At 62.8% G+C, this 23,514-nt stretch carries 23 protein-coding genes; 12 read left to right on the top strand and 11 right to left on the bottom strand.

From position 1 onward, the window contains the following. Positions 1–37: 37 nt before the first annotated feature. Entirely contained in the window at positions 38–1,663 is a 1,626-nt protein-coding gene (locus P6U25_RS21420) for an AMP-binding protein (RefSeq protein WP_407146754.1), read from the top strand. 1 nt (position 1,664) lies between these two features. On the opposite strand, the gene P6U25_RS21415 is transcribed toward P6U25_RS21420, so the two are convergent. After that, on the bottom strand, positions 1,665–2,468 hold the full coding sequence (locus tag P6U25_RS21415) for an enoyl-CoA hydratase/isomerase family protein (RefSeq protein WP_407146753.1): 804 nt from the start codon (positions 2,466–2,468) through the stop codon (positions 1,665–1,667). Between the two features lie 130 nt (positions 2,469–2,598). On the opposite strand from P6U25_RS21415, the gene P6U25_RS21410 reads away from it, so the two are divergent. Next, the gene (locus P6U25_RS21410; protein ID WP_407146751.1) at positions 2,599–3,474 is read left to right on the top strand and encodes an SDR family oxidoreductase; all 876 of its coding nucleotides are present in this window, start codon (positions 2,599–2,601) and stop codon (positions 3,472–3,474) included. A gap of 11 nt (positions 3,475–3,485) precedes the next feature. Here the strand turns inward: P6U25_RS21410 and P6U25_RS21405 are convergent, their stop codons facing one another. Beyond that, the gene (locus P6U25_RS21405; RefSeq protein ID WP_407146749.1) at positions 3,486–4,436 is read right to left on the bottom strand and encodes an NADP-dependent oxidoreductase; all 951 of its coding nucleotides are present in this window, start codon (positions 4,434–4,436) and stop codon (positions 3,486–3,488) included. A 189-nt stretch (positions 4,437–4,625) separates the two neighbouring features. Between P6U25_RS21405 and P6U25_RS21400 the strand changes: the two genes are divergently transcribed. Genes P6U25_RS21400 through P6U25_RS21390 form a run of 3 tightly spaced genes read left to right on the top strand, consistent with a single transcriptional unit; the run spans position 4,626 to position 7,136 of the window. Continuing rightward, positions 4,626–5,078 (top strand): MaoC family dehydratase, encoded by a 453-nt coding sequence (locus tag P6U25_RS21400; protein WP_407146748.1) that lies wholly within the window; start codon positions 4,626–4,628, stop codon positions 5,076–5,078. Continuing rightward, complete coding sequence (locus tag P6U25_RS21395) at positions 5,075–5,959, top strand: HpcH/HpaI aldolase/citrate lyase family protein (RefSeq protein WP_407146747.1); 885 nt, start codon at positions 5,075–5,077, stop codon at positions 5,957–5,959. The genes P6U25_RS21400 and P6U25_RS21395 overlap by 4 nt, the downstream gene beginning before the upstream one ends. After that, a complete protein-coding gene (locus P6U25_RS21390) occupies positions 5,949–7,136 on the top strand; it encodes an acyl-CoA dehydrogenase family protein (protein WP_407146746.1) in 1,188 nt (395 codons plus the stop codon). The genes P6U25_RS21395 and P6U25_RS21390 overlap by 11 nt, the downstream gene beginning before the upstream one ends. 17 nt (positions 7,137–7,153) lie before the next feature. On the opposite strand, the gene P6U25_RS21385 is transcribed toward P6U25_RS21390, so the two are convergent. From P6U25_RS21385 to P6U25_RS21365, 5 genes are all read right to left on the bottom strand, one after another. After that, positions 7,154–8,299, bottom strand: coding sequence for an acyl-CoA dehydrogenase family protein (locus tag P6U25_RS21385; protein ID WP_407146744.1), 1,146 nt, complete (start codon positions 8,297–8,299; stop codon positions 7,154–7,156). 24 nt (positions 8,300–8,323) lie between these two features. After that, complete coding sequence (locus P6U25_RS21380) at positions 8,324–9,253, bottom strand: 3-keto-5-aminohexanoate cleavage protein (RefSeq protein WP_407146742.1); 930 nt, start codon at positions 9,251–9,253, stop codon at positions 8,324–8,326. An 11-nt stretch (positions 9,254–9,264) separates the two neighbouring features. Continuing rightward, positions 9,265–10,059: an enoyl-CoA hydratase-related protein gene (locus P6U25_RS21375; protein WP_407146740.1), complete on the bottom strand. Its 795-nt coding sequence runs from the start codon at positions 10,057–10,059 to the stop codon at positions 9,265–9,267. 18 nt (positions 10,060–10,077) lie between these two features. Then, entirely contained in the window at positions 10,078–10,836 is a 759-nt protein-coding gene (locus tag P6U25_RS21370) for an SDR family oxidoreductase (protein ID WP_407146739.1), read from the bottom strand. 64 nt (positions 10,837–10,900) lie between these two features. Further along, complete coding sequence (locus P6U25_RS21365) at positions 10,901–12,274, bottom strand: acyl-CoA dehydrogenase family protein (protein ID WP_407146738.1); 1,374 nt, start codon at positions 12,272–12,274, stop codon at positions 10,901–10,903. Between P6U25_RS21365 and P6U25_RS21360 the strand changes: the two genes are divergently transcribed. Both P6U25_RS21360 and P6U25_RS21355 read left to right on the top strand, forming a co-directional pair. Continuing rightward, positions 12,212–13,504: an enoyl-CoA hydratase-related protein gene (locus tag P6U25_RS21360; RefSeq protein ID WP_407146737.1), complete on the top strand. Its 1,293-nt coding sequence runs from the start codon at positions 12,212–12,214 to the stop codon at positions 13,502–13,504. The genes P6U25_RS21365 and P6U25_RS21360 overlap by 63 nt on opposite strands. A gap of 26 nt (positions 13,505–13,530) precedes the next feature. Then, the gene (locus P6U25_RS21355) at positions 13,531–14,721 is read left to right on the top strand and encodes a CaiB/BaiF CoA transferase family protein (protein ID WP_407146736.1); all 1,191 of its coding nucleotides are present in this window, start codon (positions 13,531–13,533) and stop codon (positions 14,719–14,721) included. 42 nt (positions 14,722–14,763) lie between these two features. Here P6U25_RS21355 and P6U25_RS21350 read toward each other — a convergent pair whose 3' ends face one another. From P6U25_RS21350 to P6U25_RS21340, 3 genes are read right to left on the bottom strand one after another with little or no spacing between them, the layout of a single operon-like run. Further along, entirely contained in the window at positions 14,764–15,156 is a 393-nt protein-coding gene (locus P6U25_RS21350) for a Zn-ribbon domain-containing OB-fold protein (protein WP_407146735.1), read from the bottom strand. Further along, positions 15,153–16,301, bottom strand: a complete 1,149-nt coding sequence (locus P6U25_RS21345) for a thiolase domain-containing protein (protein ID WP_407146734.1) — start codon at positions 16,299–16,301, stop codon at positions 15,153–15,155. The genes P6U25_RS21350 and P6U25_RS21345 overlap by 4 nt, the downstream gene beginning before the upstream one ends. Before the next feature lie 60 nt (positions 16,302–16,361). Beyond that, complete coding sequence (locus tag P6U25_RS21340) at positions 16,362–17,558, bottom strand: ABC transporter substrate-binding protein (protein ID WP_407146733.1); 1,197 nt, start codon at positions 17,556–17,558, stop codon at positions 16,362–16,364. Between the two features lie 269 nt (positions 17,559–17,827). Here P6U25_RS21340 and P6U25_RS21335 point away from each other — a divergent pair, with 269 nt between their 5' ends. Next, complete coding sequence (locus P6U25_RS21335) at positions 17,828–19,000, top strand: phosphotransferase (RefSeq protein ID WP_407146732.1); 1,173 nt, start codon at positions 17,828–17,830, stop codon at positions 18,998–19,000. A gap of 31 nt (positions 19,001–19,031) precedes the next feature. On the opposite strand, the gene P6U25_RS21330 is transcribed toward P6U25_RS21335, so the two are convergent. Then, positions 19,032–19,805, bottom strand: coding sequence for a MaoC/PaaZ C-terminal domain-containing protein (locus P6U25_RS21330; protein WP_407146731.1), 774 nt, complete (start codon positions 19,803–19,805; stop codon positions 19,032–19,034). Positions 19,806–20,167: 362 nt separating this feature from the next. Between P6U25_RS21330 and P6U25_RS21325 the strand changes: the two genes are divergently transcribed. The 4 genes from P6U25_RS21325 to P6U25_RS21310 are packed head-to-tail and all read left to right on the top strand — an operon-like array spanning position 20,168 to position 23,487. Next, a complete protein-coding gene (locus tag P6U25_RS21325) occupies positions 20,168–21,064 on the top strand; it encodes a branched-chain amino acid ABC transporter permease (RefSeq protein WP_407146729.1) in 897 nt (298 codons plus the stop codon). Between the two features lie 11 nt (positions 21,065–21,075). Next, positions 21,076–22,095, top strand: coding sequence for a branched-chain amino acid ABC transporter permease (locus tag P6U25_RS21320; RefSeq protein ID WP_407146728.1), 1,020 nt, complete (start codon positions 21,076–21,078; stop codon positions 22,093–22,095). Position 22,096: 1 nt separating this feature from the next. Next, positions 22,097–22,795 (top strand): ABC transporter ATP-binding protein, encoded by a 699-nt coding sequence (locus tag P6U25_RS21315; RefSeq protein WP_407146727.1) that lies wholly within the window; start codon positions 22,097–22,099, stop codon positions 22,793–22,795. Between the two features lie 47 nt (positions 22,796–22,842). Then, the gene (locus P6U25_RS21310; RefSeq protein ID WP_407146726.1) at positions 22,843–23,487 is read left to right on the top strand and encodes an ABC transporter ATP-binding protein; all 645 of its coding nucleotides are present in this window, start codon (positions 22,843–22,845) and stop codon (positions 23,485–23,487) included. Positions 23,488–23,514 lie beyond the last annotated feature (27 nt).

The following is a 23,514-nucleotide window of genomic DNA, read 5'->3' as shown; positions in this document are numbered from 1 at the left end:
CGGCGCCGAAGTCGGAAAGGACACGACAGAGGGAGAAATGACCGTGGCCGCCGCCATACGAGATGCGTCTCATGCGAACTTTCGGCAAGCCGGCTATTGGCTGGATAAAACCGTTGACCAGCTTCTGACGGAAGCCGTTGCAAGAGCCCCCGACAAGGTCGCGATCGCTGCCGACCGCGCCGATCGCGACCAGGCCCCACGCTTCACCTACAGGGAGTTGGATGATCTCGCCAATCGGGCCGCGAGTTCGCTGCTGCGGCTCGGTGTCGGGCGCGGTGATGTCGTCACCGTGCAATTGCCCAATTGGTGGGAGTTTGTCGTCACAGCGTTCGCATGCAGCAAGATCGGCGCGGTCACGAATCCGGTGATGCCGATCCTGCGGGAGCGCGAGCTGCTCTACATCCTGAATTTCTGCCAGGCCAAGGTCTTCATCGTGCCGAAGACATATCGTGGCTTTGACTACGCCGCGATGGCGCAGGGCATGCGCGCCGAGCTGCCGCACCTGAAGCACGTGATCGTTGCCGACGTCGAGGGCGACACGGGTTTTGAGAGGATGCTGCTATCGTCCGAGGCGGACGAGCTCCAGCCCGGCTTGCGTCCGGATGACATGGCTGTGCTGATGTTCACGTCAGGCACGACCGGCGAGCCAAAAGGCGTCATGCACACGTCGAATTCGCTGATTGCATGCTGCAAGGCGTTGTCAGGTCGGTTCGGGCTCGTTTCCAGCGACGTGCTGCTGGTGGCCTCTCCGGTGGGCCACATGACCGGCTATGCTGCGATCGTCCTGCTGTCCGTCTATCTCGGCGGCACGATGATCCTTCAGGACATCTGGGAAGCCAAGCGCGGCGTCGGCCTGATGGCTCGAGAAGGTGTCACCTATACCGCGGCGTCGACGCCGTTCCTGAGCGACATCTGCGATGCCGTGAAGAGTGGCTCGCCGCAGCCGAAGTGTCTGCGGTCGTTCCTGTGTGGCGGGGCGCCGATTCCGTCGGTTCTCATCGAGCGTGCGGCCGGTGAGCTCGGTCTCAAGGTCTGCTCGCTTTGGGGCATGACTGAAGTCCTGTCGGGTACGTTGACGGAGCCGTCGTGCGCAGCCGAGAAGTCGGCGAGCACGGACGGCCGATCGCTGGAGGGGATGGAAGTCAGGATCGTCGACACCGAGGGCAATCCGGTGCCTGCGGGCGAGCCGGGCCGATTGTTGGTCCGAGGCGCCCAGATGTTCAAGGGTTACTATAAGCGGCCGGAGCTGCCGACCTTCGACAGCGATGGCTGGTTCGACTCCGGCGACCTCGCCTACATGGACAAGGATGGGTACATCCGGATTTCTGGCCGAGTGAAGGACATCCTGATCCGCGGCGGCGAGAATGTCCCCGTCGTCGAGATCGAGAACCTGCTCTACAAGCATCCCGCAGTGTCCGCAGTCGCGGTCGTCGGATTTCCGGATGCCCGACTCGGCGAGCGCGGCTGCGCGTTCATCGTACCTCGCAGCGGCTGCACGATCGACCTGACGGCGGTGCAGGCCTATCTGGGCGAGGCGAGGATGGCGAAGCAGTTTTGGCCGGAACGTATTGCACTAGTGGCCGAGCTTCCGCGCACAGCCAGCGGCAAGATCCAGAAATTCAAGCTGCGCGAGCTTGCCGCGGCAATTGCCGAAGCAAAGTAGATCATTGGTCGGAGTAGGTCGGACTTCGTCGCTCGCGAAACGCGGCGACGGCTTCCGCATGATCATTGGTTTCCAGGAGGATGACCTGCTGCCGGTCCTCCATCATCAGCGCCGCGTCGAGGCTCGGCGCGTCGATTAGTGTGTTGAGCGCCTGCTTCGTCATGCGCAGACCCATCGGCGACACACGTAACATATCCTCGGCGAGCTCGATGCCCTTTGTGAGAAGATCTTCAGCAGGAACGATGTCGCTGACCAGTCCAATTGCCTTCGCCCGTTCAGCCTTGAGGAAGCGGCCAGTGAGAAGAAGCTCAGAGGCTACGGAGAGACCCACGAGACGGGGCAGCAGATAGCCGGAGCCCATATCGCAGCCGCCGACCCCGATGCGGATATAGGCGGCATTCATCCGGGCATCGGGTGCCGCGAATCGGACGTCGCAGGCGAGCACGAAAGAGAAGCCGGCGCCGCACGCCGCACCGTGGACGAGCCCGATGATCGGCTGCGGACATGACCGCATCAGGCGGATCACACCGGAGTAGTTCTGCTGCATCTTGAGCTGACGTTGAGGCCGGCCCTCGCCGGGCGCGGCAAACGCATCCGATCCGAGCTCGGCGCCGGCGGAGAATTGAGGCCCGTTGCCGCGCAACAACACGACGCGCGTCGTCGGCCGATCGTGCAGACCCGAGAAATAGCCGGTCAGTTCCGCGATCATGTCGGGGGAGACGGCGTTGAGCTGGGCCGGACGGTTCAACGTCAGGATTTCGATCGCGCCGCGGCTCTCGACGGTGATGGTGCTCCGCTGCGTCATGGGCTCGCTCTCCATCGTTGATTGTCTTTGATTCCATATAGTAATAAAGTGTACGATCATGGAGCGCAATGCCGTCGTCGGTTGCGCAAGCCGGAACGGCCAACGATACGACCTTCAAGGGAGACAGGAGATGCCATACCAGTCCGTGTTCAGGCCGGACCTGTTCGAGGGACAAACCATCATCGTGACCGGTGGTGGCAGCGGGATCGGGCGTTGCACCGCTCACGAACTGGCGGCCCTTGGTGCGAATGTCGCAATCCTCGGCCGGACGATGGAAAAGCTGGTCGAGGTGCAGCACGAGATCGAGGAAGACGGCGGACAGGCGATGAGCCGCGCCTGCGACATCCGCGATGAAGCCTTGGTAATTGGCGCGATCGACGCCGTGCTCGCGCGTTACGGCCGCATCGACGGCCTGGTCAACAATGCCGGAGGGCAGTTTCGCGCGCCGTTGAAGGCCATCTCGACCAAGGGCTTCGAGGCTGTCGTACGCAACAATCTGACCGGCGGCTTCATCTTCATGCGCGAGGTCTATAACCGGTGGATGGAAGCCAATGGTGGGTCGATCGTGAACATCATCGCCGACATCTGGCATGGCTGGCCGGAGTTCGGCCATTCGGCAGCGGCCCGCGGCGGCATGCTCACCCTGACGGAAACGGCTGCCTGCGAATGGTCGTCCTCGGGCGTTCGTGTCAATGCCGTCGCTCCGGGTGGCATCGTCTCCAGCGGGTTCGATACCTACACGCCCGAGATGCAGAAGAAGCTCCATGACTTCACCGCAGGCGTGCCGCTTCAGCGCTTCGGCACCGAAGCCGAGATATCGGCTGCAATCACCTACCTGCTGTCGCCGGCGGCCGCCTATATCACCGGATCCTGCGTGCGCGTCGATGGCGGGACGCCGAATGCCCGCACGACCTGGAAGCTCGAACCGCACAGCCGCAGCCTGCCCTTCGAGGGCTTCCATCGCGCAAAACTGCCCGAGGTAATGAAGCGGAAGGCCAGCGACTAGGGAGCGACAGCCTAGTCGACGGCGATGATCAGCTTGCCGTGGTTTTCACCGCGGTAAAGCTGCGCGATCGCGCCGGGGGCATGCTCCAGCCCCGGGAGCACCTCCTCGTCATGGACGATCTTGCCGGCCAGCGCGAGCTCGGCGAGGCGCGCCGCAGCCGCGTCGAATTCGGCGAGGTGGTCGAAAATGATGAAGCCCGACCAGCGCAGGCGACGCGTGAGAACCTCGCGTTCGGGGCGCGGGCCGCTCGGGACGGGAGTCCAGGACGCATTCGCGGCCGTGCCACACTGGATGATGCGTCCACGCAACCGCATGGTCCGGATGGCGGCATCAGCGATCGCACCGCCGGTGTTGTCGAAGAAGATGTCATTGCCATCAGGACACGCCGCGCGGAGCGCTGCGCCGAGATCGCCGGTCTCGCGGTAGTTGACCATGTCCTGATAGCCGTAGCGGGCCTTGGCCTGCGCAATCTTGTCGGCGGAACTGGTGAGCCCGACGGCGCGGCATCCCGCAATGTTCGCAAGCTGGCCGACGAAGCTCCCGACGCTGCCCGCTGCCGTCGACACCAGGACGTGCTCGCCCGGCTTGGGATCCCCGAGGCCGTGAAAGGCAAGATAGGCCGTCAGGCCGTTCATGCCGAGCACGCTCAGATTGGCGCTGAGCGGGAGGGCGGATGGAACGACGCGCCGCAGAACGGCATCGGGTGCGGCAACGCAATAGCGCTGCCAGCCAAACCATCCGTAAACGAACTCGCCGGTTCGAAACTCCGGTACATTGCTTTCGACGATCTCGCCGACAGCTAGGGCGCGCATCGGTGTGTTCAGCGGCACCGGCGCGCTGTAGTTCCCCTCGTCATTGGCCCATCCGCGCTGCGCAGGATCGACCGAGAGATAGCGGTTTTCGATCAGGATCTCGCCTTTGCCGGGCGCGACGATCGGCTCGGTTACGAGCGAAAAATGCACGGCTTGCGGTATCCCACATGGCCGGGTCATCAGCCGCACTTGTCGATTTTCGCGCAGGGACATGAGCGATCCTCATAATTAGTACGCTTGTGTACGATATGAGTATACGGTAGAAGTTGATCGGGAGACAAGGACATCGCGGCGGCTGCGGCCGCCTTACCCTGCAAGATACAGCAAGAGGCAAGCAACATGGCGGGGCTCTATTTCGAGCAGTTCTCGGTCGGACAGGCCTTTGTCCACGAGATCCGGCGCACGGTGACGGACATGGACAACATCCTGTTCTCGTCGCTGACCTACAATCCGGCGGCGGTCCACATCGACCACGAATATGCCAAGGGCACCGAGTTCGGAAAGCCCTTGATGAATTCGATCTTCACGCTGGGCCTGATCATCGGCTTGTCGGTTCAGGACACAACGCTTGGAACCACCGTCGGCAACCTGGGCATGGAGGACACCAAATTCCCGCGGCCGGTGTTTGCCGGTGACACATTGCGGGCCGAGACCAAAGTGATTGCGGTCAGGGAGAGCAAGTCGCGTCCGACGCAGGGCATCGTGACGTTCGAACATCGCGGCTTTAATCAGCGCGATGAGGAAGTGGTATACTGCCGCAGGAGCGGGTTGATGCTGCGGAGGTCCGCATGAAGCTCCGCTCGCTGCTCTTTGTTCCGGCCGACAGTGAACGCAAGTTCGCCAAGGCAGACGGAATCGGCGCCGATGCGCTGATCCTTGATCTCGAGGACTCCGTGGCACCGGGGCGTAAGGCTTTTGCGCGAGGTGCGGTGAAGGATCTGTTGGGCGGCGGGCCGCGCAACTGGTCGTTCCTGGTCCGTATCAATCCGTTCGGTACGGGGCTCACGCTGGAAGATCTGGCGGCAGTGGTTCGTCCGGGCCTCGACGGTATCCTCATCCCGAAGGTCAACGGCATCGAGGACGTCGATCTCGTATCGCACTATGTCGATGTGCTGGAGGTCGCAACTGGCGTTGCACCTGGGCACGTCAAGCTGCTGGTTGTTGCGACCGAAACACCGGCCGCGATGGTCGGCTTCAACGGCTACGTTCGCAAGAACGAGCGGCTGGTTGCGATGACCTGGGGAGCGGAAGACCTGAGCGCGGCCTTGGGCGCGCTCACGAACAAGGAGGCGGACGGCAACTGGACCTTCCCCTACCAGGTGGCTCGCGCGCAATGCCTGTTCGCCGCGGGTGCGGCCGGTGTCGCTGCGCTGGATACGCTCTATGCGGATTTCAGGGATCAGGACGGGCTCGCCGAGAGCTGCCGCCTCGCACGCCGCGACGGCTTCGTCGGTCGGGTCGCGATCCACCCGGATCAAGTCGCGATCATCAATACCTGTTTCACGCCCTCGGATGCCGATCTTGCTCATGCACGGCGTGTCGTCGCAGCGTTCGCCGCGGCACCTGACGTCGGCACCGTCGGGATCGACGGAAAGATGTACGACATTCCGCATCTGGTTGCGGCGCGACGAACCTTGACCTCGGTCGGGGAGGGACATTCGAATGGACAATAGATCGTTCTCCAATCAGCTCGACGTGCCTGAGGATCACGCCGCGATCCGCGAAGGTGTGCGCGCGGTCGTCACGCAGTTCGATGACGAATATTGGCTGGCGCGCGACGGCGACGGCGAGTTCCCGCGCGAATTCCATCGCGCCATGGCGGCCGCCGGCTGGCTCGGCATCACCATGCCCGAGGAGTATGGCGGCGCCGGGCTCGGCGTCACCGAGGCCGCAATCATGATGCATGAGGTCGCGAGCCACGGCGGCGGGATGACGTCGGCATCGGCCGTGCATATCAACCTCTTCGGGCCGCACCCGATTGTGGTGAAGGGGACCGACGACCAGAAGCGCCGCTGGGTGCCACGTCTGGTTTCGGGTGAGGATCAATGCTGCTTCGGCTTCACCGAGCCGGATGCCGGGTTGAACACCACGCGTATCAAGACCTTCGCCGAGAAAGTCCCCGGTGGTTATCGGGTGCACGGACAAAAGGTCTGGACATCGACCGCGCAGATTGCGAACAAGATCATGCTGCTGACGCGGACGACAAAGTTCGAGGACTGCAAGCGGCCGACCGACGGCATCACCATCTTCTATACCGACCTCGATCGCTCCAAGATCGAGGTCCGTCGTATCCCGAAGATGGGACGCAAGGCCGTCGATTCTAACGCCATCTTCATCGATGGTCTCTTCATCCCCGAGGCCGATCGGATCGGCGAGGAAGGCAAGGGTTTCTCGTATATCCTCCACAGCCTCAATCCCGAGCGTATCCTGATCGCGGTCGAGGCCATCGGGATCGGGCAGGATGCGCTACGCCGCGCAACCCGCTATGCCAGGGAGCGGGTCGTGTTCGACCGTCCGATCGGTCAGAACCAGGGCATCCAGCACCCGCTTGCCGAGAAATGGATGTACCTCGAGTCAGCGTGGCTGATGGCGATGCGCGCCGCTTGGCTCTACGATGCCGGAAAGCCGTGTGGCGCCGAGGCCAACAGTGCCAAATTCCTCGGTGCGCGCGCCGGGCATGATGCCGCTTGGCAGGCTATCATGACGCATGGCGGCTTCGGCTATGCCAAGGAGTATCACGTCGAGCGGCTGTTCCGCGAGGTCTCGATTACCCGCCTTGCTCCGATCACCGAGCAGCTCATGCTGAGCTTCATTGCCGAGAAGGTGCTGGATCTGCCGAAGAGCTACTGACGCGCTTCTATCGCGCGTCAGAGATTGCGGGAGATCAACTCCCGCATGATCTCCGACGTCCCGCCATAGATCCGCAGCACCCGTGCGTCCGCGAACAGCCGGCAGATCTCGTATTCACGCATGAAGCCGTAGCCACCGAAGAACTGGAGGCACTGATCTACCAGTCGCCCGTGCATTTCGGTGACCCACAGCTTTGCGGTCGACGCGGCGTAGGTCGTCAACTCTCCACGAACATGCTGGCTGAGGCACTGATCGACGTAAGCCCACCCGACCTGAAGGTCGGATTTGAGGTCCGCAAGTTTGAACCGCGTGTTCTGATAGGAGCCGATCGCCTGTCCGAATGCCTTGCGTTCGAGGACGTAGGCCTTGGTGATGTCGAACGCCTTCTGCGCCGACGCAATCGAGTGGAGCGCAATCGTCAGGCGCTCCTGGGGCAGCTCGCTCATGAGCGCGGCCATCGCGCCACCCTCGGAGCCAAGCAAATTGGTTACGGGCACGCGGACCTGATCGAAGAACAGCTCCGAGGTATCGGAGGAGAGATGCCCGAGCTTGTCGAGGTTGCGACCGTGGCGAAAGCCGGGCCGATCGGTTTCGACGAGGATCAGGCTCATGCCGCGGGATCCGCCGTCCGGATTGGTGCGCGTCACCGCGATGACGAGGTCGCACATCTGGCCGTTCGAAATAAAGGTCTTCTGACCGGAGATGACGTAGTCATCGTCTTCGCGCACGGCGCGGGTGCGAATGCCCTGGAGATCGCTGCCGGTTCCGGGCTCGGTCATGGCGATGGCACAGACGGCCTCACCCGAAATCATCCGCGGCAGCCATTTCTTCTTCTGCTCTTCGGTGCCGTAGCTCAGGAGATAGCCGCAGCAGACGTCATTGTGGACCGAGAAGTCGGTCGCCGGGCCAGCGAAGCCCGAATAAGCGAGCTCCTCGATGACAACGGCGTTGTGGCGGAAATCGCCGCCGATGCCGCCATATTGCTCTGGCACCTGGGGGCAGAGCAGGCCGGCTTCGCCTGCCGCAGGCCACAGCGCGCGATCAATGATCCCGGCCTTCTCCCATTCCTGGAAGTGCGGTTCGATCTTCGAGGCGGCGAAACGTCGGACGCTTTCGCGCAGGAGGGCGTGCTCTTCGTCGAATACGGGGCGATTGGGCAGCATGTCTGTTTCGCCATGAGTTGAGAGCTAGAAGGCGACCTTGTCGCCGCCCTTGAGCTGAAGGATTTCACGTGCCTCGTCAGGACTTGCGATCTCGAGCCCGAGACCCTCGACGATCTTGCGTACCTGCGTCACCTGTGCCGCATTGGTTTCGGCGAGGCGGCCGGCACCGAGCCAGAGGCTGTCCTCAAGCCCCACGCGGACGTTGCCGCCCATCGCCGCTGCCATGGCCGCAACCGGCATCTGTGCACGACCGGCGCCAAGCACCGACCAGCGGTAGTTGTCGCCGAACAGCCGGTCGGCAGTTCGCTTCATGTGCATGACGTCGTCCGGATGCGAGCCGATGCCCCCGAGCAGTCCGAAGCAGGTCTGGATGAAGAGGGGCGCCTTCACCAGGCCCTCCGTCCAGAAATAGTGCAGGTTATAGAGATGGCTCGTGTCGTAACACTCGAACTCGTACCGTGCGCCGGAGCTGTTCAGCGTCTCCAGCGCGTAGCGGATGTCCTTGAACGAGTTGCGGAAGACGAGATCATGCGAGCCCTCCAGCATCTGCGGCTCCCAGTCGTATTTGAACGACTTGTACCGCTTCAGCATCGGAAACAGGCCGAAGTTCATCGACCCCATGTTCAGGCTCGCGACTTCCGGCCTCCAGGTTGCCGCCGGACGCACGCGCTCTTCGACCGTCATGTAGGGCGAGCCGCCGGTCGTGAGATTCACGACAACGTTGGAACTCTGCTTTATGACACGTAGAAAGGGCTCGAACGCCTCCGGCGACTGGTCCGGTCGTCCATCGACCGGATTTCGCGCGTGCAGGTGCACGATTGCCGCCCCCGCCGCCGCAGCGCCGAGCGCGGACTCGGCGATCTCCGCCGGCGTCACCGGCAGGTGCGGTGACATCGACGGCGTATGGATCGACCCGGTAATCGCGCAGGAGATGATAACTTTGTGGGGCGCCATGACGTGGCCGCTCAGCGCACGAACTTATGAAAGTCCGGATCGCGCTTCTCGTTGAAGGCCGCGACGCCTTCCTTCGACTCTGCCGTGTCGTAGAACAACTTGACCGCATGGAGACCGAAGCTGCTGATTCCGCGGATGTTGTCGGAGTCGGCATTGAAGGACCGTTTTGCCAGCGCGATGGCAGTGGGCGATCGCTGCGCGAGTTTGTCGGTCCAGTCCTTCACGGCAGCGTCGAGCTGTGCGGCGGGGACGACCTTGTTGACCAGTCCCATCTCGCGCGCCTGTTCTGCTGTATAGCGTTCGTTGAGATACCAGATCTCGCGCGCCTTCTTGTCTCCGACATGGCGCGCCAGGAAAGCCGTGCCCCAGCCGGGATCGACTGAGCCGACCTTGGGGCCGACCTGGCCAAACTGGGCGGTATCGGCCGCAATCGTAAGATCGCACAGGGTTGCAAGAACGTTGCCGCCGCCAATCGCAAAACCGTTGACCCTGGCAATGACAGGCTTGGGCACGTCGCGGATCAGGCCCTGCAATTCATCGATAGGCAGGCCGACCACGCCGCGGCCGTCATACTGGCCTTCATGGGCGGATTGATCGCCGCCAGTGCAGAACGCCTTCTCGCCTGCGCCGGTAAGGACGATGCTTGCCACCTGCCGATCGTTAGCGGCCAAGTGAAAAGCCTGGATGAGTTCCTCGAGGGTTTGTCCCCGGAAGGCGTTGTAGACCTTCGGACGGTTGATAATGATCCACCCGGCGCGGTCGCGAACTTCGTAGATGACGTCGGTGAATTGTTTGGGATCGGTCATGGCATGTCCTCGCGCAGGTTAGATCATGTTCATTCCGCCGGAGACGGAGATGGTTTGTCCGGTGATGAATTTGCCATCGTCGGAGGCAAGCATCGCGACGATCCCGCCGTAGTCCTCGGGCTCGCCCATGCGGCGCAGCGGGATACCTCTGAGCATGGCATCCTTCCATTTCACCGCGTGCTCGCCCTCGCCAAGCACCGCCGCCATCATCGGCGTGTTGGTAGGGCCGGGGCAGACGGTGTTGAGCAGGACGTTCTTGCGCGCCAGCTCGCGCGCCAGCGATTTGGTGAAGGAAATGAGTCCGCCCTTGCAGGCGGAGTAGACGGCCTCGTCGCTGGTGCCGACGCGCGCGGCGTCGGAAGCAATATTGACGATCCGCCCGCCGCCGCGTTCGGCCATCAGGGGAGCAATCGCCTTGTGGGTGTTGAGCGGCCCATAGAGGTTGATGCGGATGATCTTGTCCCACAACTCCCGATCGGTCTTCAGGAACGGCATCGGCCGGTCCCAGCCGGCATTGTTGACCAGCAGCCAGATCGGCCCGAGCTCGGCCTCGACCTTAGCGACCGCGGCGTTGACGGAATCCGCATCGCCCACATCGACGGCATAGGTCTCGATGACCGCCTGCGGTGCGAGCTTTGCGGTCTCCTCGCCGCCTTGCGGGTTGATGTCGAAGATGGCGATCTTGCAGCCTTCTTCGGCCAGCCGCAGCGTCAATCCTCGTCCGATGCCCTGTCCGCCGCCGGTCACGACGGCAACTTTTCCCGATAGGCCCTTCAACGTCGATCTCCCTTGTTGTTTTGTCGTTTCTTTGACGGCCTTCGATGAGGCGAAGGCGCGGGGGCTATGAGGCCGACCCGTTCTTCTGAATGTCGTATCCGCGCTGCGAGTACATTTGTCGCGCGATGATCGTCTTCATGATCTCGATCGAGCCGCCGGCGATCTTGACGACGCGAGCGTCGGCATAGGCCCGGGCGATCGGGTATTCCCACATATAGCCCCAGCCGCCGAAAAGCTGCAGGCACTCGTCGACCGTCTCGCAGTGCAGCTCTGACGTGAACATCTTGGCCATGGCGGCATCGACAGGGTCGAGCTTGCCGTCCATGAAAAGGGCGATGCACTTGTCGGTGAAGACACGCGCGACGGCAGCCTTGGTCCTGAGCTCGGCCAGCTTGAATTGCGTGTTCTGGAAGTCGGCAAGCTTCTGGCCGAAGGCGCTTCTTTCTGAGGTATATTGCAGCGTCCAGTCGATCACGGTCTCGGCAACGGTCGCCGACCGGATGGCTTGCGCCAGACGCTCCTGCGATAGTTTTGTCATCATCTGCGCAAAGCCCCGGCCTTCCGCACCCAGCATGTTGCTGGCGGGAATGCGGACATTGTCGAAGAATAGCTCGGAGGTATCTTGCGCCCTCATGCCGAGCTTTTCCAGATTTCGGCCGCGCTTGAAGCCGGGCCGATTGCTTTCGACGATGAACAGGGTCACGCCCTTGGCGCCGGCATGGCCGTCGGTCTTGGTCGCGAGCACGATGAAGTCGCAAAGCTGGCCATTGGAGATGAAGACCTTCTGGCCGTTGATGACGAACTCGTCGCCATCGCGCGCAGCGCGCGTGCGGATCGCCTTGAGGTCACTGCCGGCGTGAGGTTCCGTCATTCCCAGCGAGCCGATGGCTTCGCCCGAGACCATCCTGGGCAGCCATTGGCGCTTTTGCGCCTCGCTTCCGAAGGACAGAAGATAGGTGGCGACCAGGTCGGTGTGGATGAGAAAGCCGGGACCGCTGGCGCCGGCCCGCCACAGCTCTTCGAACACGACCACATCGAAGAGGTAGTCGAGGCCCATGCCGCCATATTCCTCAGGGACAGTGCAGCAGAGCAGGCCGGCCGCGCCGGCCTTCAGCCACAAATCCCGCGGAACGATGCCATCTTCTTCCCACTGGGCGTGAAAGGGCACGATTTCGCGCTCGACGAAGCGGCGGACCGTCTGCCGGAAAATCTCGTGTTCCTCGCGAAAGATCGTGCGCTCGATCATTGTCAAAGTGCTTTCTGTCTGATTTAGTTTGCTAGTGTACAGTATTTGGTCGAGCCATACAACACGAAAAGACACGCTTGGAAGTACGATCGTACACCAACGAACGGTAACCGGAAGGGAGAGAGAACGATGACGGTCGGGCCGGAGCTGAAGCAGTTTCGCATCGAATTGTCGGAGCATGGCGTCCTGCACCTCATCTTCGACATGCCGGGACGATCGATGAACGTGTTCTCGAATGCGGCAATCGAGGAGCTTGGCTTGTTTGCGGATTGGCTCAGGCAAAGCGATCTGGCGGGCGTCGTCATCCGTTCCGGCAAATCATCCGCCTTCTGCGCGGGCGCGGACCTGGCGGAGCTGGAAACGGCCTATGACATGATTATGGCGGCGCCGCCCGGCGAGCGCGATCGGCTTGCCTTTGATCATTTCTTCCGGTTGAGCCACGGTCTGCGCAGGCTCGAGACGGCTGGCAAGCCGGTTGCGGTTGCGATCGCCGGCCTTGCCTTGGGTGGCGGCTGCGAGTTTGCGCTTGCTGCGCATCACAGGGTCATTGCCGATTATCCGCAGGCGACGTTCGGCCTGCCGGAATCACTTGTCGGATTGCTGCCGGGCGGCGGTGGAACTCAGCGTCTGCCTCGCCTTATCGGGATGGAGGCGGCGCTGCCCGTGTTGCTGGACGGCGCGCGGATCGGCGGACAGGCGGCGATCGCGGCGGGACTTGCGCAGGAATTGGTAGCGCCAGGGGAGGAAGTCGCCGCTGCAGAGCGCTGGGTGCTGTCGCGACCGCAGGCCGCGCAGCCATGGGATCGGCCGAATTGGCATGCGGCGGATGCACTGCAGGTCGGGACGACGATCGAAGCGAAACGAAGCAAGATGCTGGCCGAGACGCTCGGCCACTATCCGGCGCTCTCCGCTATTCTCGTCTGCGTCGAGCACGGGCTCCCGCAGGACTTCGATACAGCCATCCGCACTGAGATGCAGATCTTCGCGAAGCTGATCCAGCGACGGGAGCCGCGCAATATGATCAGGACATTGTTCCTCGGCCGGCTCGATCATGAGCGGCTGAGGAAAAAGGGCATGAATCCCAAGATCGCCGAGGCCGTCGCCGCCGTCTCGAACGCGCTTGGGGTTCCATCGGAGCGTGGCAAGGAGCTCTCCGAGGCGTTCGCGCGGGCGGGCTTTCGGGTCGAGCAGAAGGTCGAGTTCGATGGGCGTGTCGCCGGCGCCGTCTACTGGCATGACGACGAGCCGCGAACCTGGGGCAAGGAGCTGCTGCGTGCGCGGCTGAAGGATGCCGAAGCCGCCGCCGCGAGCTGGCGCCCCCAGCTTGACGAGTCCGAGCGCCGCGCTGCGGACTATGTCCTGGTCACGCAGGCCGGCTTTCCCGCCTATCTCGGCGGCCTGTTTGCCGCTGGGCTGAGCTAGTCATGTTTCGGACAAGGAGAGATATCGTGTCCAGACCTCTTGAAGGCATCAAGGTTCTCGATCTTTCGAAGGTGCTCGCAGGTCCGCTCTGCGCGCAGTATCTCGGCGATCTCGGCGCCGAGGTGATCAAGGTCGAGGTGGTGGGGCAAGGGGATGAGACCCGGGGCTGGCCGCCGTTTCCCGCGCCGGGGCTAGGCACGGTGTTTCTGAGTGCAAACCGCAACAAGCGCAGCATTGCGATCAACATGAAATCCAACAAGGGACGCAAGCTCGTGCACGAGCTCGCGAGGTCCGCTGATGTCGCAATCGAAAGCTTCGGCACCGGGGTCGCCGAGCGGCTAGGAATCGACGCTCCGAGCCTTTGCGCGCTCAATGACCGGCTGATCCATTGCAGCATCTCAGGCTTCGGCCGGACCGGACCGCTCAAGAACTCGCCGGGCTACGACGTGATCTTGCAGGCTTTCAGCGGCATCATGTCCATGACGGGCGATGAGGGCGGCGGCTATATCCGCAGCCCCATCTCGCCGATCGACCAGATGACCGGCGTGCATGCTTTCAGCGGCATACTTGCTAGCCTGTTTGCGCGCGAGAGGTCGGGCAGGGGAGCGGCGATCCAGGTGTCGCTGTTCGACACAGCGCTTGGGCTGCTCGGCTACAACCTCCAGACTTTTTGGGAGCGGGGAACGCAGCCCGCCAAATGTGGCTCCAGTCATGAATCGTTATGCCCGTATCAGGCGTTCGAGGCCGCGGACGGGCCGATCATGATCGGAGTGGCCAACGACAATCTTTGGCGCAAATTCTGCGCAGTCGCGGGGTTGAACGCCATCGTGGATGACCCGAAATTCCGGACCAATGCGGATCGCGTCAAGCATCGCGCCGAAACATTGCGCCACGTCCAGGCGGTGATCGCGACCAAGAGCGTTGAGCATTGGAACGCAGCGCTGAACGAGGTCGGCATTCCCTGCTCGCCGATCAACACGCTGGCGCAACTTCTCGACCACCCGCACACCAAGGCGGACAAGCTGATCATGCAGTATGATCATCCTGCGGCGGGACGGCTGAATTGCGTCGGCCATCCCGTCACGTTTGTCGGAGAGGAGCGCAGCCCTGGCCTGCCGCCACCTGCTCTCGGGCAGCATACCGATGATGTCCTCAAGGAGTTGGGTCTTTCTGCCGCGAGCATTGCAGAATTGCGTCGCGAGGAAATCGTAAGCTGATCGGCCTGCGTGTCACAGCGTCCGACATCGGAACCTGGCGCGTCAGATCGTCGTAAAAAATGGCAGCGGCGCGCCGTCGGTCGGCTTGAACACGACCTTCACCTTCTGGCCGATCTTCAGCTTCTCCAGTTCGCAGTCGACGAAGTTGGTCTGCACTGACGGGCCCTCCTTCAGCGTGACGTAACCGATCGCATACGGCCCGGTCGGCGACTTCCGCATCAGGCTATAGGTGTAGATCGTGCCCTCGCCGGAAGACTCCTCCCATTCCGTCTTGTCGGAGAAGCAGAACGGGCAGATCGAGCGCGGAAAGTAATGTGCTTCGCCGCAGGCGGTGCAGCGCTTGATCATGAACTTGCCTTCCTTGGCCGCGTCCCAGAACGCAGCGGTCTCGGGGTTCGTGACCGGTGCCGGGTATTTTCTTGCTTCGCTCGTCACACGCGCTCCAGAATGGCGGTCGAGGCGGCGTGGCGGACGCCCAGAAGGCCGCCGGTGCCATGGGCGATGGCGAGATCGCAATTCTTGACCTGCACCTTCGGATGCGCCTCGCCGCGCAACTGGCGCACGGCCTCGATGATCTTGGTCATGCCGCCGCGGTTGACCGGATGATTGCTGCACAGGCCGCCGCCATCGGTGTTGAACGGCAGCTTGCCGACGCCCGAGATCAGATTGCCGTCGGCAACGAACTTGCCGCCCTCGCCCTTCTTGCAGAAGCCGAGGTCCTCGAGCTGCATCAGCACTGTGATGGTGAAGCTGTCGTAGATCGAGGCGTATTTGATGTCCTTCGGCGTGATGCCGGCTTCCTCGAAGGCGCGCGGGCCGGACCAGACGCCGGCGGAGTATGTGAGGTCGAGATCCTTGCCCCCACGCGGGCCCTTCATGGCTTCGCCATGGCCGATCAGGCGCACGAGCGGCTTCTTCAGGCTCTTCGCAATCTCCGGCGTGGTCACGATCAGGGCGCCGCCACCATCGGTGACGACGCAACAGTCGAGCCTGTGCAGCGGGTCGGAGATCATCGGCGAGTTCACGACATCTTCGACCGTGACGACGTCCTTGAGCATCGCATGGGGGTTGTATTGCGCGTGATGGGAAGCTGCGACCTTGATCCAGGCCAGTTGCTTGCTCGTGGTGCCATAGTCGTGCATGTGGCGCATGGCGCACATGCCATAGGCATTGTGGGTCGTTGCGCCATAGGCGGTCTCGAAATCGGCCTCGGCGCCCGGAGCGCGCACCTGCGCCGGACCCGTGCGCGGCTTGCCCGCCAGCGTGATCAGCGCGATCGAGCACTTGCCGGCGGCAATGGCTTCGGCGGCGTGACCGAGATGGATAATGTAGGAGCAGCCGCCGGTATCGGTGCTGTCGACATGGCGCACCTTCAGCCCGAGATAATCCACCATCGGCCAGGCGCCACCCGGCGCGTCGCCGGAGAGGAAGTAGCCGTCGATGTCATCCTTGGTCAGCCCGGCATCCTCGATCGCGCCCTTGGCAACCTCGGCATGGAGCTGGGCGGTGGATTTGTCCGGCGCATGCCGAGTTGGATGTTCATAGATCCCGGCAATGTAAGCCTTGGCCTTGATTGTCAAAGAGAGTCTCCGTTGGGTTGTCTGCCCTGCCACGTGTCGCGCGGCAGGGCGCTGCCATCGCTAGTCTTCGAGCAGCCTCCAGGAGGTCTTGTCGAAGATGGCCATCCGTAACGAGCGGTAGGGGGCGTAGTTCTCCTTGGAGTTGGTGAGTTCGATTCCCGGAAGCAGCATGCCAACCCGCTCCTTGTTGAAGCTCGTCGCCTGAGCGAGCAGATTCTCGCGGGTCAGATTATCGCCGCATCGCTGGAGGCCCTTCGCGATCGCCTGCGCATTGACGTAACCGGACAGTGCAATGAAGTCGTTCGGGCTGTCGTTCGGCGCCCATTTCTTCATGAAGGCGACATAGTCCTTGACCTCGGCATCCTCGGCCCAGGCGGGATCATTGGCCTGCTTGGCGAATTGGGTCGTATAGGCGCCTTGGACGTTGTCGAGGCCGGCAGGCGTCAGAACGCCTTGGATCGAGTTGACTGGACTGGCGAGGAACTGGACCGGCTTCCAGTTCAGCTCATTGGCCTTCTTGATGCCCTGAGCTGCAAATTTCGGCGTCGTGAAATAGATCAGCGTATCGGCGCCGGCCGCCTTCAGTTTGAGGATCTCGGAGTCGATCGTGGGATAGCTGAGCTCGTACGAAGCTTCCGCCACGATCTTCGCCTGTCCGGCAGAGCCCAAGCCGGCCTTGAGGCCCGCGAGGTAGTCCTTCCCATAGTCATCGTTTTGGTAGAGCACGGCGATCTTGGCGCTCGGCAGCTTTTTGAGGATGAACTTGCCGAAGGTGGCTCCCTCCATCTCGAATGGCGGATAGAACGGGACGGTCCACGGGAAATTCTTCGGATCGTTGAATCGGCGGCCGCCTGCCGAGATGAAGACCTGAGGTACCTTGTTCTGGTTGAGATACTTTTGAACGGCAACGTTGGGAACGGTACCCACGGTGCCGACCTCGGCCAGAACCCCGTCGTCGTCGATCAGCTTGCGGGTCTGTTCGATGGCCTTTGGCGGGCTGAATGCGTTGTCGAGGGAGATCAGGTTGACCCTTCTGCCGTTGATCCCGCCCTGCTGGTTCAGCATCTGGAAGTAGCCGGTCATCACACGGCCGTAGCTCGAGAAAGCCGATGCCGGCCCGCTATAGGGGACGGTCTGACCGATCTTGATCTCGGTGTCGCTAACACCTGGGCCATATTGCGTTTCGGCGGCTCCCGCCTCCACGGCTGCGCCGGATAGAAACAGGACCGAAGCGCTCACCAAAATCGAAGTTCTCATGCTGGCTCCCATATCGCTTCTTGTTTTATGGATTAAAGAAGTACACTATAGTACGATATCCTGGAAGCCGAAAAATGCAGAATGCGCTGACGTCGGGGACCTCGAAATGTGTCGCGCTGCAACCGGAAGGCCGCCGGCCGCCGATCCGCATGTCGGCGCTGGCATCGCCTTGACGTCAAGGCGATTGTGGCTAAGATAGTACGGAAGCGTACGAAATATCGGGGGCGTGTCGCAAGCGCTGCGGCCGCTTACCGGCGAAGGGAGGGACCATGGCTGCGTCGGGTGCAACGGCACTGGCTGCGCTCAGGATTGGCGGACGCGTCGCTTTCGAACGCCTGGTGCGGCCGAAAGCCCGCCGCGCCGAGGATGTCCCGTGCTCGCCGGGGGCCGTCACCCCGGAGTGGCTGACCGCCGTGCTCTGCCAGCAGAATCCCGGCGCCGCCGTCACCGACGTCGTGGTGAAGCCCGCGAGCGCCGGGACGCACGAACGTCACCAATTGATCGTCAGCTACAATGACGCGGGTCAGCGCGCAGGCTTGCCGCGGTCGATGTTCACGAAGTCGCTGCCGAGCGTCGTCACGCGCATGATCGGCGGCTTCAACGGCACCGCGCGGGTCGAAGGCCGCTTCTACATGCAGCTACGGCCGCAGCTCGATATCGAGGCGCCCATCGGCTATCACGCGGCGTTCGATCGCCAGACCTACGCCTCGATTCTTCTCCTGGAGGACATGGTCGCAACCAAATCGGCGACCTTTTGCAACTACAAGACCTATGTCGATCGCGAGATGGCGGAAGACATGGTCGACGCTCTTGCCGCATTGCATGCGCGCTTCTACGGCGATAGCGAGCTTTCGGCACGGTATCCGTGGGTCGCCAGCTATCCGCGCTGGTTCACCATCGGTGCGGACAAGATGAGCCTCGAGCACTACACCCGGAAGGCGTTCGACGCTGCCGCCCACGTCATTCCGAACAGCGTGCTGGCGCAGCGTGACGCGGTCTGGCCGGCCGCCGTGCAGGCGCTTGCCGTCCACGACAACGAGCCGCAGGGATTGATCCATTCCGACGTGCATATCGGCAATTGGTATCGCACCGGGGCCGGGAAGATGGGTCTGTGCGATTGGCAGTGTCTTGCCCGCGGTCACTGGTCACGGGACTTTTCCTATGCCGTCACGGCGGCGCTGACACCGGATGACCGCCGCAACTGGGAAAAGGACCTGCTCTCTCGCTATCTCGACCGGTTTGCCGGATTGACGGGGACCAGGCCAGATTTCGACCGGAGTTTCCTCAACTATCGGCAACAGATGGTGCACGCGCTGCTGATGTGGACGATCACCTTGTGCCATTCGCCCTTGTTGCCGGCCATGCAATCGGAGGCGACGACGCTCGCGATGATCGAGCGAATCTCGACGGCGATGGCCGATCTGGATTCATTACGCAGCTGATCGGCGTCGACGAAGGGGGAGTGGCAGCCTGTCAGGCCGCCGTCAGCCGGCATTCGCCGCGATCGATCACCATCGTGTGCCGCTCCGCCGCCCACGCCCTGAACCTGATGACGTTGCCTTCCTCGAACATGTCGATCCGGACGGTGTCGCCGGGAAAGGCGGGCGCGACGAAGCGCACCGCCATCGCATTAATCAGCTCGGGACGTCCCGGCGCATAACGCTTCAGGATCGCGCGGCAGGCGAGGCCTAGCGTGTTCAGGCCGTGAGAGATCGGGCGGTCGAAGCCAGCCTCGCGGGCAATGGTTGGATCGGCGTGGATCGGCATGTAGTCGCGGCTGACAAGGCGATACAGCAACGCGGCCTGATGCGGCGTTCGGTAGGCAATGCTGGCGCTGGGTCTTCCGTCGCGCCCAATCGGTGCGATCGCGGCGGGCGGCAAACCGTAGTTGCCGCAGCCTCCGTCGCCGCGCAGGAATTCCGTCGCCTGAAGAGTGGCCAGCCGCTCGCCGCTCGTGGCGTCGAACAGCTCGGTATCGAAATAGAGGAGGGCGCCGCGCATCGGCCCTTTGTCTTCGATCGCGCTGATGCGATGCTCGGCGCGGATGGATGCGCTGACCGGAACAGGGTGGTGCAGCGTCAGGCGCTGCTCGCCATGTAATGCCTTGGTCCAGGCAATCCCGGTTTCGGGCTCGGCGATCCACAGCGGCGGCCAGCCGAGCGTCACGCTCATGCTGGGTACGGCGCGTTGATCGCGGCCTTCGTACACGTAGGGCAATTCGTCCTCATCGAGCGGATCGTCGCCCATACCAAGGCCGAGCGCATAAAGGGCGGAGTCGCGCCAGTCGTAGCATTGGCAGATCGGCGTGAAACGCCGAGCGACGACATGATCAATATCCATAAGGGCTCCCGGAAATGCTCGCACGCCTCTGACCAGACGCCGCTGCGCACGAGATGCCGCAGCGCCGGGTCCCGATTTGGATTTGCGGTGAATACTAGTATATGATAAGCCAGTGTACTAATCGAGCGTCGAACTCGAAATCGTCCGACAGGACGGGGAAATGCTGAAGGCCGGCCCGGAGCGCGATTGAAGTCCGCTGCGAACGCCGGGCAATGGCAGGAGGGCCCTTTGCGAGGTCTAGCGCGCAGACTGGCGCATCGGACGGTCGTATGCCGTCTTGGGATGCGCTCGGGCAGGAGATCGCTGCCATGATCGCGCTGCTGATCGCGAATTCGTTGGCGCTCGCGTCATTGCTGATCATGCTGTCGAGCGGACTCGCCTTGATCTACGGCCTGCGCGACGTCATCAATTTCGGCCACGGCGCGATCTACATGCTCGGCGCCTATCTCGGCTACACGATCGCCCTTGTCGGCGGATTCTGGCTGGCCCTGCTGCTTGTTCCCATCCTGCTGGCGCTGCTCGGACTAGCTTTCGAGTATCTGGCGCTGCGGCCGCTGCAGCGACGCTCGCACATCGAAGTGGCCCTAGTCACCTTGGGCCTGGGCATCATCCTCGGCCAGATCATCATCTACATCTACGGCGGCGAGGCGCGCAGCGTCGATGCGCCAAAAATCCTTTCCGGCTCCGTAACCATCCTGCACCTGTCCTACCCCGTCTATCGCCTCTTCCTGATTGTGATGGGGCTCGGCTCCTGCGCGCTGCTCGCCTTGTGGCTTCGATGGACTGCGTCGGGGCTCTATGTGCGCGCGGTCAGTCAGGATCCGTCGGTCGCGCGCATGATGGGCATCAACGCCGATCGCCTCAGCCTGCTCGTGACCAGCCTCAGCACGGCCTTCGCCGGTATCGCCGGCGTGCTGGCTGGGCCCTATCTGTCGGTCGATCCCGGAATGGACGTCGTGATGATCGTGAACTGCCTGATCATTGTCGTGATCGGCGGCACCGGCAGCATCGGCGGCGCAATCATTGCTGCCTTGTTGTTTGGCTTCGTTCAGGTGGCGGGGTCGGTGTTTCTTCCCAATCTCGCGGCGCTGGTGCCCTACATCTTGTTGATGGTCGTGCTGTTGATCGCGCCGGGTGGGATCGGGCGCGGGAGGGTGCTGAGTTGAGCAACGGCACGATGACTGACGATTTCCGTGCATCTGCAACGGCGACGTTCGGCGGCTCGCCGTCACGGGTCTCGCTCGTCATTGTCGTCGGACTGATCGGGCTTGGTGCGGGTACGGTCGTTCCGACCTATCTTGCCGGCGATTTCGTGCTTCGGCTTGGCAGCGAAGGCCTCCTGCTGGGCTTGCTCGCGCTCAGCGTCGCTTTCCTGATGAACCAGGCGGGCCTCGTCGCGCTCGGCGCAGCCAGTATCTACGGCGGCGCCGGATATCTGTTTGCGATCGGCATGAGCGATTGGGGCTTGACGCCGACGGCGGCGCTATGCGTCGCGTTCCTGATCCTTCTTGCCTATGCCGCCATGCTCGGCGCATTGATCGTCCGGACCAATCCGCTCGCCTTCATGATGCTGACGCTCGCCGCCGGCGAAATGATCAGTCATGCCGTTCTGCTCGAGGGATTGCGCGATTATACGGGTGGCGCAGACGGATTGGTTGTGCGGACCAACGGAACCGTCCTCGGCATCGACGCCGTTAGCTTTACTGATCCGGCGCAGTTCTGGTCAATCGCCTGGGTCGTGACCGTCCTGGTTGGACTGGCGTTCTGGGCCATCGCACGTTCCCGTCTCGGCGCGGTGCTTCGCGCCATCAGGGAGAACGAGGAGCGCATGCGCTTCTCGGGCTTCAACACGTTCCTGCCAAGGCTGATCGGATATGTGCTCGTCAATATCGTGGCGGCGATCACCGGCTTCCTGCATGTGCTCAATGCCGGTTTCGTCTCGCCGGAGAGCCTGGGGCTGTTCGTCAGCACCAATACACTGGTCGCCGCGCTGATCGGTGGCATCTCCGGCTCGCTCGGCCCGATTCTCGGCGGACTGATTTTTTCCTTTGCGCAGGACGAGTTTGGTGCGCGCGGGCTCACGCAGCTTCTGACCGGTGTCGCCATCGTCCTGTTCATCGTGGTGTTCCCACGCGGTGTCGTCGGCGGGCTGCCGGGCCTGTCGAAGCGGTTCGGCTGGCGGCGGGAGGCACCCTGACATGCTCGCGATCGAAAAACTGTCGGTGAGCTATGGGTCGGTGCGGGCCTTGACCGATGTCGATCTCGAGATTGGCGGCGAAGGCCTGCTCCACGGCATCATTGGTCCGAATGGCGCAGGCAAGTCCACGTTGCTTGATGCGATCTGCGGCCGGCGGCGTCCGACCTCTGGGCGCGTTCGGTATTGCGGCGAGGATATCACGCGGCGGTCGATCGGCTGGCGTCGCCGGCAAGGCATGGCGCGATCGTTCCAGCGCACCAGCATCTTCCAGGACCTGACCGTGCACGAGCAGCTTCAACTCGTTGCTCAACATCTGGGCGACGACAGGGTGGGCGACGTCATCGAGGTCATGGATCTCGGCTCCTATCTCGACCAGAAAGCCGGGCGCATCGCCTATGGTGTGCAGCGGCGGGTCGACGTCGCGCTGGCCCTGATCGGGTGTCCGCGCCTTCTCCTGATGGACGAGCCGGGAGCCGGTCTCTCGGCCACGGAGACGTTGCGCCTGTTCGAGCATGTGCGAGAGCTCGTCCGCGAGCGCGGGATCGCGGCCGTCGTGGTCGAGCACGATGTCGACGCAGTGTTCGCCTGCTGCGGCATGGTCACCGTGCTCGATCTCGGACGGCACCTTGCCACAGGGACGCCTGAAGCCATCCGCGCCGACCATCGCGTCATCGCGGCGTATCTGGGGACCGCGGCATGAGTGCGCTTCGGATCCAATCGCTGTTCGCCGGCTATGGGGCGTCGACCGTGCTGCGCGGCATCGACCTGACAGTCGAAGCGGGCGAGTCGGTGGCCTTGGTCGGTCGCAACGGCGCCGGCAAGTCGACGCTGCTGCTCTCCGTCTTTCGCGAGACGAATATCTTGTCCGGCGAGATCTGGGTTGGCGAGCACCGGATCGATGCCCTGCCAGGCTATGCGGCTGCCAAGCTTGGTGTGGCGATCGCACCGCAGGGGCGGCGCATCCTGCCGAACTTGACCGTCAAGGAGAACCTGCTGCTGGGCCGGTCGACGGGCAGGGCAGGGCACTGGACGCTGAAGACTGTCTACGAGCTCTTCCCGGTGCTCGAGGAGCGCGCCGATCGCATGGGAACCATGCTGAGCGGCGGCCAGCAGCAGATGCTGGCGATCGGTCGTGCGTTGATGGCCAATCCGAGCCTCATTCTGCTCGATGAGCCCTCGGAAGGGCTTTCACCTGTTCTGATCGACGGTCTGGTCGACACGCTCAACAAGATCCGGGGTGCCGGAACCGGCGTGCTCGTGGTCGAGCAACACCTCAGTCTCGTCAAGCGCGCCACCGATCGGTTCGTCATCCTGGCGAAGGGCGAGGTTGTCGGTTCGGGCGCGATCAGCGCCATCGGCAAGCCGGCGAACCAGGCGCTCATGGCCTTGTAGCGAAACATCGGGCTAAACGGAGGAGGG

Source organism: Bradyrhizobium sp. ORS 86 (assembly GCF_045571475.1).
In the GTDB taxonomy this organism is placed as follows: Bacteria; Pseudomonadota; Alphaproteobacteria; order Rhizobiales; family Xanthobacteraceae; genus Bradyrhizobium.
This window is presented reverse-complemented; position numbering and strand designations above follow the sequence as displayed.

Bases quoted from the DNA above. Each gene is read 5' to 3' on its own strand.
- P6U25_RS21315 (WP_407146727.1), top strand. From the start codon at position 22,097: ATGCTCGCGATCGAAAAACTGTCGGTGAGCTATGGGTCGGTGCGGGCC.
- P6U25_RS21360 (WP_407146737.1), top strand. From the start codon at position 12,212: ATGACGGTCGGGCCGGAGCTGAAGCAGTTTCGCATCGAATTGTCGGAG.
- P6U25_RS21340 (WP_407146733.1), bottom strand. From the start codon at position 17,558: ATGAGAACTTCGATTTTGGTGAGCGCTTCGGTCCTGTTTCTATCCGGC.
- P6U25_RS21335 (WP_407146732.1), top strand. From the start codon at position 17,828: ATGGCTGCGTCGGGTGCAACGGCACTGGCTGCGCTCAGGATTGGCGGA.
- P6U25_RS21415 (WP_407146753.1), bottom strand. From the start codon at position 2,468: ATGACGCAGCGGAGCACCATCACCGTCGAGAGCCGCGGCGCGATCGAA.
- P6U25_RS21400 (WP_407146748.1), top strand. From the start codon at position 4,626: ATGGCGGGGCTCTATTTCGAGCAGTTCTCGGTCGGACAGGCCTTTGTC.
- P6U25_RS21330 (WP_407146731.1), bottom strand. From the start codon at position 19,805: ATGGGCGACGATCCGCTCGATGAGGACGAATTGCCCTACGTGTACGAA.
- P6U25_RS21420 (WP_407146754.1), top strand. From the start codon at position 38: ATGACCGTGGCCGCCGCCATACGAGATGCGTCTCATGCGAACTTTCGG.
- P6U25_RS21410 (WP_407146751.1), top strand. From the start codon at position 2,599: ATGCCATACCAGTCCGTGTTCAGGCCGGACCTGTTCGAGGGACAAACC.
- P6U25_RS21390 (WP_407146746.1), top strand. From the start codon at position 5,949: ATGGACAATAGATCGTTCTCCAATCAGCTCGACGTGCCTGAGGATCAC.
- P6U25_RS21380 (WP_407146742.1), bottom strand. From the start codon at position 9,253: ATGGCGCCCCACAAAGTTATCATCTCCTGCGCGATTACCGGGTCGATC.
- P6U25_RS21395 (WP_407146747.1), top strand. From the start codon at position 5,075: ATGAAGCTCCGCTCGCTGCTCTTTGTTCCGGCCGACAGTGAACGCAAG.
- P6U25_RS21375 (WP_407146740.1), bottom strand. From the start codon at position 10,059: ATGACCGATCCCAAACAATTCACCGACGTCATCTACGAAGTTCGCGAC.
- P6U25_RS21385 (WP_407146744.1), bottom strand. From the start codon at position 8,299: ATGCTGCCCAATCGCCCCGTATTCGACGAAGAGCACGCCCTCCTGCGC.
- P6U25_RS21320 (WP_407146728.1), top strand. From the start codon at position 21,076: ATGACTGACGATTTCCGTGCATCTGCAACGGCGACGTTCGGCGGCTCG.
- P6U25_RS21325 (WP_407146729.1), top strand. From the start codon at position 20,168: ATGCCGTCTTGGGATGCGCTCGGGCAGGAGATCGCTGCCATGATCGCG.